At 65.3% G+C, this 13,674-nt stretch carries 13 protein-coding genes; 6 read left to right on the forward strand and 7 right to left on the reverse strand.

Annotated features, from left to right (window positions below; translation table 11 throughout):
* Positions 1-7 precede the first annotated feature (7 nt).
* A complete protein-coding gene (locus tag ON22_RS37165; RefSeq protein ID WP_168433881.1) occupies positions 8-169 on the forward strand; it encodes a hypothetical protein in 162 nt (53 codons plus the stop codon).
* 121 nt (positions 170-290) lie between these two features.
* Here ON22_RS37165 and dprE2 read toward each other — a convergent pair whose 3' ends face one another.
* Entirely contained in the window at positions 291-1,070 is a 780-nt protein-coding gene (gene dprE2 / locus ON22_RS00705; protein ID WP_033243848.1) for a decaprenylphospho-beta-D-erythro-pentofuranosid-2-ulose 2-reductase, read from the reverse strand.
* Complete coding sequence (gene dprE1, locus ON22_RS00710; RefSeq protein WP_033243849.1) at positions 1,067-2,542, reverse strand: decaprenylphosphoryl-beta-D-ribose oxidase; 1,476 nt, start codon at positions 2,540-2,542, stop codon at positions 1,067-1,069. Before dprE1 ends, dprE2 begins: the two co-directional genes overlap by 4 nt.
* 272 nt (positions 2,543-2,814) lie before the next feature.
* Here dprE1 and ON22_RS00715 point away from each other — a divergent pair, with 272 nt between their 5' ends.
* Positions 2,815-3,204: a GtrA family protein gene (locus ON22_RS00715; protein WP_033244449.1), complete on the forward strand. Its 390-nt coding sequence runs from the start codon at positions 2,815-2,817 to the stop codon at positions 3,202-3,204.
* A gap of 136 nt (positions 3,205-3,340) precedes the next feature.
* On the opposite strand, the gene ON22_RS00720 is transcribed toward ON22_RS00715, so the two are convergent.
* The 3 genes from ON22_RS00720 to rfbA form a co-directional block, all read right to left on the reverse strand.
* On the reverse strand, positions 3,341-3,832 hold the full coding sequence (locus tag ON22_RS00720) for a hypothetical protein (protein WP_174375532.1): 492 nt from the start codon (positions 3,830-3,832) through the stop codon (positions 3,341-3,343).
* Between the two features lie 413 nt (positions 3,833-4,245).
* Positions 4,246-4,800, reverse strand: a complete 555-nt coding sequence (locus ON22_RS00725) for a dTDP-4-dehydrorhamnose 3,5-epimerase family protein (protein WP_033243850.1) — start codon at positions 4,798-4,800, stop codon at positions 4,246-4,248.
* Positions 4,801-4,808: 8 nt separating this feature from the next.
* On the reverse strand, positions 4,809-5,681 hold the full coding sequence (gene rfbA / locus ON22_RS00730; RefSeq protein WP_033243851.1) for a glucose-1-phosphate thymidylyltransferase RfbA: 873 nt from the start codon (positions 5,679-5,681) through the stop codon (positions 4,809-4,811).
* A gap of 596 nt (positions 5,682-6,277) precedes the next feature.
* Between rfbA and ON22_RS00735 the strand changes: the two genes are divergently transcribed.
* From ON22_RS00735 to rfbB, 3 genes are read left to right on the forward strand one after another with little or no spacing between them, the layout of a single operon-like run.
* A complete protein-coding gene (locus ON22_RS00735; RefSeq protein ID WP_231508588.1) occupies positions 6,278-7,318 on the forward strand; it encodes an ATP-grasp domain-containing protein in 1,041 nt (346 codons plus the stop codon).
* Positions 7,319-7,357: 39 nt separating this feature from the next.
* A complete protein-coding gene (locus ON22_RS00740; RefSeq protein WP_033243852.1) occupies positions 7,358-9,340 on the forward strand; it encodes a hypothetical protein in 1,983 nt (660 codons plus the stop codon).
* Between the two features lie 47 nt (positions 9,341-9,387).
* Complete coding sequence (gene rfbB / locus ON22_RS00745) at positions 9,388-10,398, forward strand: dTDP-glucose 4,6-dehydratase (RefSeq protein WP_033243853.1); 1,011 nt, start codon at positions 9,388-9,390, stop codon at positions 10,396-10,398.
* 2 nt (positions 10,399-10,400) lie between these two features.
* On the opposite strand, the gene ON22_RS00750 is transcribed toward rfbB, so the two are convergent.
* Both ON22_RS00750 and ON22_RS00755 read right to left on the reverse strand, forming a co-directional pair.
* Positions 10,401-11,921 (reverse strand): DUF2142 domain-containing protein, encoded by a 1,521-nt coding sequence (locus ON22_RS00750; RefSeq protein ID WP_081595230.1) that lies wholly within the window; start codon positions 11,919-11,921, stop codon positions 10,401-10,403.
* Positions 11,918-12,913 (reverse strand): glycosyltransferase, encoded by a 996-nt coding sequence (locus tag ON22_RS00755; RefSeq protein ID WP_033243854.1) that lies wholly within the window; start codon positions 12,911-12,913, stop codon positions 11,918-11,920. Before ON22_RS00755 ends, ON22_RS00750 begins: the two co-directional genes overlap by 4 nt.
* Before the next feature lie 172 nt (positions 12,914-13,085).
* On the opposite strand from ON22_RS00755, the gene ON22_RS00760 reads away from it, so the two are divergent.
* On the forward strand, positions 13,086-13,628 hold the full coding sequence (locus tag ON22_RS00760; protein ID WP_033243855.1) for a GtrA family protein: 543 nt from the start codon (positions 13,086-13,088) through the stop codon (positions 13,626-13,628).
* Positions 13,629-13,674 lie beyond the last annotated feature (46 nt).

The raw sequence follows: 13,674 nt of genomic DNA on the forward strand, positions 1-13,674 counted from the left end.
GGGTCGCATGACCTCGGCCTTCGAAGATATGGAACTGCGCGATCTCGTCGGCTTGCTCACCGATGAGGAGCAGCGAGAACTACGACCAACGGTATTGCGCGTCCTCGGGCGCCTGCCGTCTCAGGAGGTGCTGCGCCGGGAACTCGGACAGCGAATGACGCGGGTGTGAGAGCGAACCCGCCACGGATAACCGTGCGCTGGGTGGACCTGATACGACGAAGGCCGTCGTGCCGGAGATGATCCGGCACGACGGCCTTCGAGCTTGTTCCGGCCGCTGTCGCGGCGGGACGTCAGACGGGGAGTTTGCGGAAGATCGGGCGCGGGATATGGCGCAGGATCATCATCACGTACCGGAACGCGCCGGGCGCCCAGATGAGCTCCTTGCCCTTCTCCGAGGCCGCGACGGCCAGCGCTGCCACTTCTTCCTTGTCCACCGTGAGCGGTGCCTCTTTGGCGCCGGTGGCCTTCCAGTGCTCGATCGTGGTGGTGGTGCGCACCTGACCCGGCCGGATCACCAGCACTCGGGGCCCGAACGGCCGCAGCGCCTCGCCGAGGCCAAGGTAGAAACCGTCCAGCCCGGCCTTGGTGGAGCCGTAGACGAAATTCGAGCGCCGCACCCGCTCACCGGCCGCCGAGGACATGGCGATGATCCGGCCGAAGCCCTGCGCCTTCATCTTCTCGCCGATCAGCACGCCCACCGATACCGCGGCGGTGTAGTTGATCTGCGCGATCTGGACCGCCTTGCGCTGGTCCTGCCACAGTTCTTCGGCATTGCCGAGCAACCCGAACGCCACGATCGCGACATCGATATCGCCGTCGGCCCAGGCCTTTTCGACAACCTCGGGGTGCGCGGTGGTGTCGAGCGCGTCGAAATCGAGCACATCGACCTGGCTCGCACCGGCCGCCTTCAGCTGGGCGACAGCGGTATCGCGTAGCGGATCACCGGGCACCACGGCCAGGACCACCCGGGCGGGGCCCTTCTTCAGGTATTCCGCACAGATCGCGAGGCCGATTTCCGAGGTCCCGCCGAACAGCAGAATGGACTGCGGATTGCCTACCGCGTTGATCACTGGAGCTCCAGCCTTCTCGCCATATCGGACATGAATACGCCTGTCGGGTCGACGCTGCGGCGCACCTTGATCCACTCGTCGATCCGGGGATACATCTGATGGAAGGTTTCGGCCGTGGTGCGCGAATCCTTCCCGGTGTAGAGCCGGCCACCGAATTCCAGGACCCGCCGGTCCAATTCGGTGACGAACTCGTTGAGCCCGGGTGCGATCGGGAAGTCCAGGCAGACGTTCCAGCCCGGCATCGGGAAACTCAACGGTGCCTGATTACCTTCACCGAAGTACTTGAACACGTTGAGGAACGAGTAGTGCCCGCTGGCCTGGATATCGATGAGGATCTGCTTGAATTCCGCCACCGCCTCCGGCGGCACCACGAACTGGTACTGCAGGAATCCGCGTGAACCGTAGGCGCGGTTCCATTCGCCGAGCATATCGAGCGGGTGGTAGAAGGCCGTCAGGTTCTGCGGCTTCTGCCGGTAGGTCGCGCCCTTGCGGTACCAGACCTCCGTCGCCAGGGTGAAGGTCTTGTTGTTGAGCAGGCCGTTCGGGAAGACATCGGGGAACGTGAGGAAGGTTTTCCCGGTGAACCCGAGTGGGTTCTTCTGCAGTTTCTTCGGCAGCTGGTCCAGTGTGGCCAGCGAACCGCGCGAAATCACCGCCCGGCCGAGTTTCGGCATCGGGCTGAGCGCATCGAACCAGGCCGAGCTGTACTCGTACTTGTCCTCGGAGCCGTCGCTGTGGAAGGCGATGGTTTCGTCCAGGCCGGAGGTCACATCACCGTCGGCGATGAAGTACGCGGTTTCGGTCGGGGTCATCTCGATGGTGGCCCGCAGGATGATGCCGGTCAGGCCGCAGCCGCCGACGGTGGCCCAGAACAGCTTGGCGTTCTTCTTCGGGCTGATGGTCTGCACGGTGCCGTCCGCGGTGAGCAGCTGCATCGACCGCACATGGTTACCGAAACTGCCCGCGCTGTGATGGTTCTTACCGTGGATATCGGAACCGATGGCGCCGCCGACGGTGACCTGCCGGGTTCCGGGCAGAACCGGGACCCACAGCCCGAACGGCAGTGCGGCCTTCATCAGCTGGTCGAGATTGACGCCCGCATCGACATCGACCAACCGGCTGTCCCGGTCGATCCGGTGGATCTTGTTCAATGCGGTCATATCGACCACCAGGCCACCCGCGTTCTGCGCGTTGTCGCCGTAGGAGCGGCCGAGGCCGCGGGCGATCACACCGCGCTGCAGATGCGCCGGTTTGCCATCGTTGTCCGTGGCGACCTTGGCGACCGCTTCGGCGATGAGTTCCGGGTCGCTCGTCGAGAGCACCTCGGCGGTGGTCGCGGCGGTACGAGCCCATCCGGCGAGTTTCCGGGTGGTGGTAGGTAGCGCGAACCCGGTAACAGCTGTATCGGGTTCGCCGGCCGCCGGGGTCTCGGTACCGGCCGACTGGGTCGAGGTCGGAGCTTTCGTGGACATCGGGATAGAGGCTACTGCAACATTGCGCCGCCTGCGGTGTCGCCCGTGGGGGTTACTGCATCACAGGAAGCGGGAGGTTCGGCGGTGTCGGTCACCCGGGAGGCCCACGGGTGGGTCGGGCAAGTAGATTTCGGGCGGTGGCCCCTGAAAGCAATGCCGTAAGCCGGGGACCTCGGGTAGCGCCGGGGGAAACCGGGGATCTTTCCGTCTCGCCCGAGGAGCAGGCGACGGGCGGGCTCGCGCCGAATGCTTCCGGTCAGGCGAGCGCGGAAATCGGCCTGAAAACGCAGTTGCTGCGATTCGTGGCCACCGGAGCGCTCTCCGCGGTGGTCGACTTCGGGCTGTACTGGCTGCTGCTCGAGGTGGCCGGACTACCGGTGAATATCGCGAAGGCGATCGGTTTCATTGCCGGCACCACGACGGCGTATCTGATCAACCGGCGATGGACCTTCAACGCGCCGCCCAGCCGGGCCCGTTTCATCGCTGTGGTCGTGCTCTATGCCTTGACCTTTTGCGTGCAGGTCGGCATCAACTGGGTGGTCTACGAGGCCATCGACGAGGGCCTGTGGTGGCGGGTACCGCTGGCCTATCTGATCGCCCAGGGGACGGCGACGGTTATCAACTTCGTGGTGCAGCGCCTGGTCATCTTCCGTATCCGCTGATTTCTTTCGGCGCTGTCCCCGGCCGAGGGAGAACCTGGGGACCCTGGGCCCCGGCCCGGCAGTGTTTCGGCACGACGAGAGCCCCGGTCGTGGTCCACGACCGGGGTTCTCGCTTCCGGGTATGTGTTGTGCCTGCTCAGGCGACGCTGGTCAGCCGGCGCGGGCGCCGGGCGAGGGCGGTACGCACCGCCGCGCCGAGGGCGACCACCGGCGGAATCCAGCGGGACTCGTCGGGCGCGACGCCCCAGCTGGCCGAACCCGCCGAAAGGTGGGTGGGCGGCAGCGGGATGCCGTCACCGTCGGTGTGCACGACCGCACCGGCTGCCCGGAGCGCCTCGACGGCACGCTCGGCCTTGCGCATACCGGTGACCAGATGGATTTCGCGGCGCTCGGCGCCCGGAATCTCGATGACCGGACCGGTCAGGTTGTTCGCGCGCAGGTACCGGCGTACCGACGCGGCCAACTCCCCGGTGACCTCGACGGCGGACAGGTCGGCATCGGTGATCAGGCACAGGCCGTTGGTCGTTTCGGCGACCGTCCAGCCACGCTGGACGTAGTCCCGCGCGGCCGCGGACTTGGCGCCCGCCGAGACGGAAGTCGAAAACGTCGTACGCACTGTCATCTCCATTCCCCGGTATAGATCAGCTCCGGCTTTCATGGGTCGTATCGGTGCCGGGTCCCCGTGGCGTTACGCCGTTCCAGCGAATTTTTTCGACTGTCGGCTAGGTCTCATTCCTTTCCACGGGGGAATAGCAGCGGCCGGCACCGCTATACCTGGTCACGGTCGGCTTCCCGGGTGGAATCCAGGGAGGATCCCGGTACGGCCAGTGAGTCAGTGGACGAATCCCCCGAGAACCGGCCCGGCGACGGCCGGGGCGCCTGGGCCGGTGATTTCACCGGCACCGTGGGGGCGGCTCCGCGACGGAACCACCGGGCAGCGACATTACCGCCGAACCGGCCGCTCGGCGAATCCGGCGGAAACCGCGCTCGCGGCGGGGTTCTGCGCGATATTTCCGGCGCCGGCCCGATTCGCCCGGGCGGTCAGCGGTCGCGTAGTCGCGGTGCCGCCGCGTCCTTCGGTGAACGGAGGTAGGTGAGTGGCTGCCCGTCGCGACCGGCCGTCGGCCAATCGATGGCCAGATCCGGATCGAAGGCGTCCAGATCGTGGTCGTATTCGGGGCTGTATTCGAGGGAGCACAAATAGGTGAGGGTGGAATCGTCGGCCAGCGACAGGACGGCATGCCCGAGCCCCTCGGAGAGGAAAACCGAGCGCCGGTCGCGGTCGTCGAGCAGCACACTGTCCCAGCGGCCGAAGGTCGGCGATCCGGCCCGCAGATCGATCACGACATCCAGGAACGCGCCCCGTACGCAGGTGACGTATTTCGCCTGGCCGGGCGGATCGTCGGTGTAATGGATCCCGCGCAGTACCCCGGCCGCGGAGACCGAGGTGTTGACCTGCAGCAGATCGAACGGCCGGCCGGTGATCTTCTCGAACTCCGAGGCGCGGAAGGTTTCGGCGAAACAGCCGCGATCGTCGCCGTGGACCGTGGGACTGAACACCCAGGCGCCGGGGACCGACATCTCACTGATCCGCATCTACCTACTCACCAACTCCGTCCGTGCTCGAGCAGATCGAGCAGATACTTACCGTAACCGGAGCGGGTGAGCGGGTCGGCCAGCAGGCACAGTTGTTCGTCGTCGATATAGCCCATCCGCCACGCGACCTCCTCCGGCACGCCGATCTTCAAACCCTGGCGTTCCTCGACGGTGCGCACATAGTTGGCGGCGTCGAGCAGCGAATCGAAGGTGCCGGTATCGAGCCAGGCGGTGCCCCGCGCCAGCACATCGACACCCAGCCGGCCGGCTTCCAGATAGGCCCGGTTGATATCGCTGATCTCGTATTCGCCGCGCGCCGACGGGACGAGACCGCGAGCGATCTCCACTACGTCGTTGTCGTAGAAGTACAGCCCCGGCACCACATAGTTCGAGCGCGGGACCTTCGGCTTCTCCTCGATGGAGATCGCCTTGCCGTCGGCGAATTCGACGACACCGTATGCGGTCGGATCCGAGACCCGGTAGGCGAAGATGGCGCCGCCGTCGATATCGGCGAACCGGTGCAGGCTGGTGCCCAGGCCGGGGCCGTGGAAGATGTTGTCGCCCAGAACCAGCGCGGCGGAGTCGCCGCCGATATGGCCGGCGCCGAGTACGAAGGCCTTCGCGATACCGTCGGGAACCGGCTGCACCACATAGCTGATCGAGATGCCGAACTGCGATCCGTCGCCGAGTAGCCGGGTGAAGGATTCGGCGTCCTCGGGTGTGGTGATCACCAGGATGTCCCGGATACCGGCCAGCATGAGAGTGGACAGCGGGTAGTAGACCATCGGCTTGTCGTAGACCGGGACCAGCTGTTTGCTCACCCCGCGCGTGATCGGATGCAGCCGTGACCCGGTGCCGCCCGCCAGAATGATTCCGCGCATGTTCGATCAGTGTGCCAGCCGGGATGCGGCGGTGTTCGTGCGGCAGGGTTACCGGGGGTCCGGTGGCCACGCCCGGGTGGGTGCGCGACCCGGGGCCCGGCCGGTTCGGGTGGCCCGATACCGGTGAGGCTGCGGCGCTTTCGGTGCGGACCGGGTGCGCCGGGACCCGTCTGCCGGTTTCGTTCCGGAAACATCGGGTACTCGGTGGAAATGAGGGCGTTACTTTTTCCGGTCCACGGCGAATTCGAACTTTCGACGCGGATTCGGTAGCGACCCGATATCTGTGCCGGCGGTGTGGCCGGAGTTTTCGCGTGTGAACCGACGCCCTCGTGATTCAGCGAGCTGTAGATATGGTCGAGAGGGGAGAGGTTTTGTCGATTTCGGCATCAGAATCCAGAGTTCGGAACACTGATGAAGGGTGCGACCCGGATAAAGGTTACGTTGCCTTGCTGGGTTGGAGTTTGAATGCCGTGGAAGCGGTGGATCGGTTCGACCGGCGCTACGTCGTGGTGGCCCCGGAGTGGGTGGCGGATTATTGCGCCGAAAACGGCATACCCTATCTTCCCTGGAACTTCGAACGGCTCAACGATCGGTCGATGGAAATCGCCGAGACGCTACAGGACATGGGCGTGGACGTCGCCATTCCCATCTTCGAGGAAACCGTCGAATGGGCGGGTGCCATCAATTCGGTGTTGATGGATAATCCACGCCTTTTCGGGCAGGCCATGCTGTTGCGCGACAAAGCGCTGATGAAGCGGCGCGCACAGTTGGGCGGTATCCGCGTCGGAATATTCGAGGAAGCCCACGAACGCGATGATGTGATCCGTTTTCTGAAACGAGTGAACCAGACCCTGCTCAAGCTCGACGGGGACCCCAACGATCCCATCCATGTGAAGGCCTTCGACAAGGCCGGCTGCCTCGGACATCGGGTTATCCGGACCCCGGACGAGATCGATACGATCCCCGACGACGAGTTCCCGGTCCTGATGGAATCACATCTGGACGGCTGGGAATTCGCCGTGGAGGCGTGGATACACAACGGCCGGATATGCTTCCTCAACATTTCCGAGTATGTCACCCTCGGGTATTCTGTATTCGTCCCGGCGACACCCGAGTTGGAGAAGTTCCGCCCGGAAATCATCCGCCAGGTCGAACGGCTGGTGAAAACGTTCGATATCGAGTTCGGCTTCGTGCACCCGGAATATTTCGTCACCAGCGACGGTGAGATGTACTTCGGTGAGGTCGCCTACCGGCCGCCCGGGTTCAAGGTGTTCGAACTGCTGGAGCGCTCGTACGGGTTCAACGCCTACCATGCCCTCGTCCTGGCCTTCGACCCGAAGACCACCGAAGAAGAGATCGAGAACTTCTTTCCGCGGGAAGTGGAGGATGCGAAAGGGCATGCCGGCTGCTTCGGTGTTTATCCGCGGCGGCGCGTGGTCAGTCAGTTGTCGGTGCCCGACGAGACCGAGGACCACGAATATTTCGAAACTCACGAGCTCGCGGAGCCGTTGACGGAAAAAGTGACCAAACGTACCGCGTTCGGCAACCATTGGGGCCTGTTGTACTTCTTCGGTGACGACCCGTACACTTTGCGGGATCTGCTGAAGCGACAGGAAGAGCTCGATTTCTACATCTGATTCGTTCGGCAGTAATCTGATCACGGGGAGGATCCTCATTTGACCCCACTCAGCGGTGACGGGGCGACCCTCGACAGACGTCTGGCCTTGCTGGATGACGCGACGCAGCTGCTCGCGGACACCAGCGATTTCGGCAAGCACCTGAAGCTGTCGAGGGTTCTCGCGGCGCTGCGCCGAGTCCTGCTGTTGCCCGGCGGTTGCGCGGCCGTACGGGCACGGGCGGCGCGGCTGGAATCGGCCGGTCTGTTCGTCGGTACGGACTGGGCGCAGCCGCAGATCCTGATCCCCTCGTTGAGCACCGGTTCCCTGCGCAGCGCCAACGGCGACACCGTGGTGCTGGAAACGGTGAGCAATCTGCGGCTGCTGGCGGTGGCCAAGGGCGAGTACGTGCACCCGATGATCTCCGCCGAACAGGCGAACCATCATCTGTCCCAGGTGCTGGCCATGAATCTGACCCTGCTGTTCACGCCCCCCTCCGAGGCGGAACGGGCGCAGCAGGGCCGGATGGCTCAGGTTTCGCGGGAACTGCTGCGCCATCTCGTCGAGGAGATCGGCTACGAGAAGGTGCTGGAGAACCTGGTCGACGAGATCTGGCGGATCTTGCGCCAGCGCCCGATCCAGGTGGAACCGGTGAAGCGGATGATCACCCAGATCGCCGTCGCCCGGACCAACCCCGATATCGATCTGGGCGCCGCCGGACTCGGTGCCGACCGGTTGATCAGCAGTCTCTACGGCACCACCGAGGCGTGCCGGGAAGATCCGGGTGTCGAGGTCTACCGGGAGCGCCTCGAAACCATGGACGACAGTGCGCTGGCGTACGAGACCGCGGGTTTCGCTCGGTCCATGCACGACACCGGCCTGGTCTCCCCGTATCACGCGGTACTGGTGCGTTTCCTGCTCGGCAAGGGCGAATACCTGCTGGGGGAGGCGCTGGGCCTGTCCAGCACCGGCCGCGAATGCCTGCTCTGCTACCACGAACTGGTACGCCGCCTCATCGCCGACGCCGTGCACGTCGAAACCGCACAGTGCATCTACGGGATCGCGCTGCTGCTGGAACGCGGCATCCTCTACCAGCCGCCGGTCGCCCCCGCGCTGTGGCGGCAGCTCGCGTTGCAGCTCTCGCCGTACTCGCAGGAACGGCTCACCCAGGCATTCGGCCCCGACCCGGACCCCCATGCCCGCCTGCTCGCGGGCATGCTGTCCATTCTGGGGCTGCCGCTGGGCGTCGGTCAGGGCGACAATCCGACCTGCCAGTCGGCCCGCGCGCTGTCGATGTGGGCCTACAACGACCCCGACTATCTGCTGCAAACACTGGCCTGGGCGGCGCGCGACGACGAGGTCGTCATGCATTTCGAAGGCCGGCCCATCTCCTCGCGTGACAGCGTGGGCGGGGTCGCCACGAAACTGCCGGTCGATCTGGACCCGGTATCGCTGCTGGTGGTGCCGCATCTGGACCGTATCTACGCGGAAATGGGCCGGCAGTGTGCCGATCGCGAGGGCGATCCGCACCGCTGGGTGAACCCGGAATTCCACGGTTGGTGGTCGGGCCGGGGATTCCGGATCAACGTCGACGTGGCCACCGGTCAGCTCACCGATCTGGACGAGTTCCTACGCCACTTCTATGCCAGTTACCACCCGTTCCACAACGGCAACCAGCCGTTGATCCACCCGCAGCCGGCCGGAGTCGCGGTGACCGACAGCGCCGCCCGGTTCGTGGGCTGGCATGCGATCACCATCCTGCGGGTCGCGCTGGATCCGCAGGACCGGATGCGGGTCTACTTCTACAACCCGAACAACGACAGCGGTCAGGACTGGGGCGACGGAGTCGTGGTGGGAACAGCCGGCCACGGCGAACGTTTCGGCGAGGCGTCGCTGCCGTTCGAACAGTTCGCCTCCCGGCTCTACATCTTCCATTTCGACCCCCTCGAACCGGGCGAACTGGCCTCGGTGGACCGCGCCGAACTGGACGGGGTCGTCGGGTATGTGCACCGCAGCTGGGGAGCGGATCGGCTGCCGGCCTGAAACACCGGCCGCCCGCCGCGGTGCCCGCCGGGACGTAGAGTGGATGGGTGCGTCTTCTCGTGACCGGTGGGGCCGGGTTCATCGGAGCCAACTTCGTCCAGCAGACCGTCACCGAACGGCCGGAGGTGACGGTCACCGTTCTCGACGCGCTCACCTATGCCGGTAACCGTTCTTCGCTGGATCCGGTGGCCGACCGTATCGATTTCGTGCACGGCGATATCGCGGATCTGGACCTGGTCGACGAACTGGTCAGCGGGGTGGACGCTGTCGTCCATTTCGCCGCCGAATCGCATAACGACAATTCCCTGACCGAACCGTGGCCGTTCGTGCAGACGAATATCGTCGGCACATATTCCCTGCTGCAGGCCATACGCCGCCATGGGGTGCGCTACCACCATGTGTCGACCGACGAGGTCTACGGTGATCTCGCCGCCGGCGATCCCGCGTTCACCGAACGCACGCCGTACAACCCCTCGAGCCCCTATTCGGCGACGAAGGCGGCCGGCGATATGTTGGTCCGCGCCTGGGTACGGTCCTTCGGGATCCGCGCCACCCTGTCGAACTGCTCCAACAACTACGGGCCGTATCAGCATGTCGAGAAGTTCATTCCGCGCCAGATCACCAATCTGATCGACGGCGTGCGGCCGCGACTGTACGGCGGCGGACAGCAGATCCGCGATTGGATCCACGTGGACGATCACAACCGCGCCGTCTGGGATGTGCTGGAACGCGGCCGGATCGGGCAGACGTACCTGATCGGCGCGGACGGCGAGCTCGGAAATCGCGCCGTGGTCGAACTGCTGCTGGCCGAGTTCGGTCGCGCCCCGGACGATTTCGATTTCGTCACCGACCGCGCCGGACACGATCAGCGTTATGCCATCGACGCGAGCACGCTCCGCGACGAACTGGGCTGGCGCCCCCGCTATGCGGACTTCCGGACCGGCCTGGCCGCCACCGTGGCCTGGTACCGGGACAACGAATCCTGGTGGCGCCCGGTCAAAGCCGCCACCGAACGCGCCTACGCCGAAGCCGGCGAACGGACCATCGAGGCGCCCTAGACCTACGCCCAGACGTAGATGTGGTACTTCGCGACCGTGGCAACCAGCGCGATCGTCGCCGCCACCACGACCGTCACCGCGGCCCCCCGCCCCGGCTCACGATCCCCGGGGCCGCGCAGCCGGAACGGCATCCAGCGCAACAGCACCGCCGAGGTCACGATGGCCAGCGGAATGAAGTACCGCCCCTGGACGCCGTCGATGATGTAGTACCCGACCGGCGTGAACGACATGTACAGCGTCACGTAGATCATCGCGACACTGGCGGCCATGGTCAGCGCGACCACCAGCGTCCGCCGGAAATCCGGGTGAGCGAAGCGTTCGGCCGTCCCGACACTCACGGCGAGCGCCAGCAGGCAGGCCACGATCGCGGTGGCGGGCACATTCACGTACGCGAAGCCGAGTTCGCCGAAGAATTCGGTGAACCATTCGTGGTCGCGGCGCAGAATGCTTTCCCAGAAGGTTCGCAGGAAACCGAACGGGTCGGTCAGGATGCCGATCAGCTGTTCACCGGTATCCACCGTGTACCACTGGTGCTTCGGGCGCATCAGGCTGGTGCCCTCGCCGGTGGGTGCCGCGATCTTCATCCACACCGCGAACCCGGCGGCGCCCAGGGCGGCGCAGGCCCAGGTGATCCAGCGGCGCCACCCGGTCAGGCCCATCCGTTCGGCCGGAATCAGCACCACCAGCATGGCCAGCAGGATGTAAGTCGGTTTGCACAGCGGCAGCAGAACGGCGCAGGCCATCACCGCGGCCGTTTCGGTGCGACCCAGCCTGTCCCCGAGGAACAGTCCCTTGACCAGCAATGCGGAGACCAGCAGGGCGAGCGCGTTGGTGAGGGTGTCGGCGGTGATGGTGCCGGCCTGGAACACCGCGATCGGCAGAACGGCCACGGTGAAGGCCAGCCATTGGATGCGGTGCGCCCGCAGCGCCCACAGCGCGAAACCGACCACCAGCAGATACGAGGCCAGGCCGGCAAGCCTGGTGAGGCGCACCATCGTGCCCGCGTCGGCACCGACGAGGTCGGCGGTCCAGATACCGATCGCGTTCGGGATATAGGGCACCGCCGAATACGCCGCGGTATTGGTGAACCACACCGTTTTCTGCTCGTCGGTGACCGGTGCGTCACTCAGCCGCTGGTAGGTGCCGGGGTCGGCGACGAGGGGGTACGGCTCACCCGGGTTGTGCGTGTAATCGTCGAGCGCGAATCCCATGAGCGCTTCCACGGCGGCCGGTACTTCACCGCCGTAGGCGACACCGCGGTCGTCCTCGATTTCGGTGGGGCCCAGTCCGCCTTGCGATACCTGGTAGGCGCGGCCGAACTGGGTGAGTTCGTCGTGTCCCCAGAACGGCGGGCTCATCACCGCGAACACCGTGCCGAAGATCCCGGCGAGCAGGAGGAAGGCGACGGTCGCCGGGCCGGCCCGGTGGATCACGGCGCGGCCGGCGCGGGCCGGAGCAGACAGGGGTTTACTGCCCGCGGCCCGCTCGTTTCCGGCGGGACGGGTCTCGGTATCGGCGGTCAACGGATATCCCCGGCCACGGGATCCGGCTGGGTTTCGCCGGTCGAAGCGGCCGGTGGTGCCGCGGTCGGCGCCTCGTAGCGCAGATAGATCAGCCGAGCGGCTTCGTGCCGGGAGCGGCGGATACCGTCCAGGATCAGGCCTGCGGTCCAGGCGAGGAAGCCCACCAGCAGCAGTGTGCACGCCAGGAAGAGGGTGGGGAAGCGCGGCACGGTATGGGATTCGTAGTATTCCGCGATGATCGGGATGGTCAGGACCACCGAGACGAGCCAGCTCAGGGTGCCGAACAGGCCGTAGAACGCGACCGGCCGTTCGTGCCGGGCCAGGCCGAAGATCAGGGCCAGGATTTTGAATCCGTCGTGGTAGGTGCGCAGTTTGCTTTCACTGCCCGCGGGCCGGTCCCGGAAGCCGACCGGCACCGCGGCTTTCGGAACGCGCAAATGCAGCGAATGCACGGTGAGTTCGGTTTCGATCTCGAATTCCCGGGATACGGCAGGAAAGCTCTTGACGAAGCGGCGGGAGAACACCCGGAACCCGCTCAGCATATCCTCGACGTTTTCGCCGAAAACCTTGCCGACCACTCCGTTGAGGACCCGGTTACCGGTTTCGTGACCGGCCCGGTAGGCGGATCCGCCCACATCCTGCTTCCGGACGCCGAGCACATGATCGAAGGGCCCGGAGAGCAGGGTTTCGATCATTTCCGGGGCCGCGGCCGCATCGTAGGTGTCGTCGCCGTCGATCATGAGGTACACATCGGCCTCGATATCGGCGAAGGCGCGGCGTACGACATTGCCTTTGCCCTTGGCCAGTTCCTTGCGCACGATGGCGCCGGCGGCCTGTGCTTTCTCGACCGTGGCATCGGTGCTGAGATTGTCGTATACGTACACGACAATTCCCGGCACCGCCGCCTTGAGGTCGGTGACGACTTTGGCGACCGACGCTTCTTCGTTGTGGCACGGAACCACGGCGGCAACGCGCAGAACGGTGGACTCCACCTGGTCAAATCCTCGAAATCGATGGATATGGGAACACCGGGAGAGTACCGGGCTGTATCCATGGGGCAGAAGCGAGGGCCCTTCGTGGTTACACTGTGCTGCCGCCTCCGGGCCTGACTCGCTCCTGCCATGTCGTGACCGATGGCTCAGGTCACTACGGTACCGTCGGCGCGTGTCATCTGGTGAGTCGTCGGCCGTGGTCGACACCGGCGCGCCGGTCCCCCGTTCGCTCGTCGCGCGAGTGCGTGCCGGGCTACGGCAGAGCGCGGCGTTCCTGGTAGTCGGGGTGATCGGGTTCCTGGTCGATGCCGGCGCCTACAACCTGCTGGTGTTCAACTTCGGTGCCTGGGGCGGCGAGGGAGTGATGTTCCACATCCCGCTGCCCGCGAAGATCATCGCGATCGCGGTGGCGACCGTGGTCACCTACTTCGGCAACAAATGGTGGACGTTCTCGCACAAGCAAACCGGTAGCCCGGCCCGCGAGTACGTGATGTACGCGCTGATCAATGTGATCGCCATCGGGCTGCAGCTGGGTTGCCTGGGTTTCTCCCGGTATGTGCTGGATCTGTCCACCCCGCTGGCCGACAATATTTCTGGAACACTGATAGGTCAGATCATCGCGGTGGTGTTCCGCTATTGGGCCTATGGCAAGTTCGTGTTTACAGGTGGAGGCGATAGGGAAACGACCGAACGGGCGACCGGCGTGGCTGATTGATATTCTCGGGCCCGCCGCGAACCGTATTCCGGGACATGTCGGTCCC

The sequence above is a fragment of the Nocardia carnea NBRC 14403 genome (assembly GCF_000308515.1).
Lineage (GTDB): Bacteria > Actinomycetota > Actinomycetes > Mycobacteriales > Mycobacteriaceae > Nocardia > Nocardia carnea.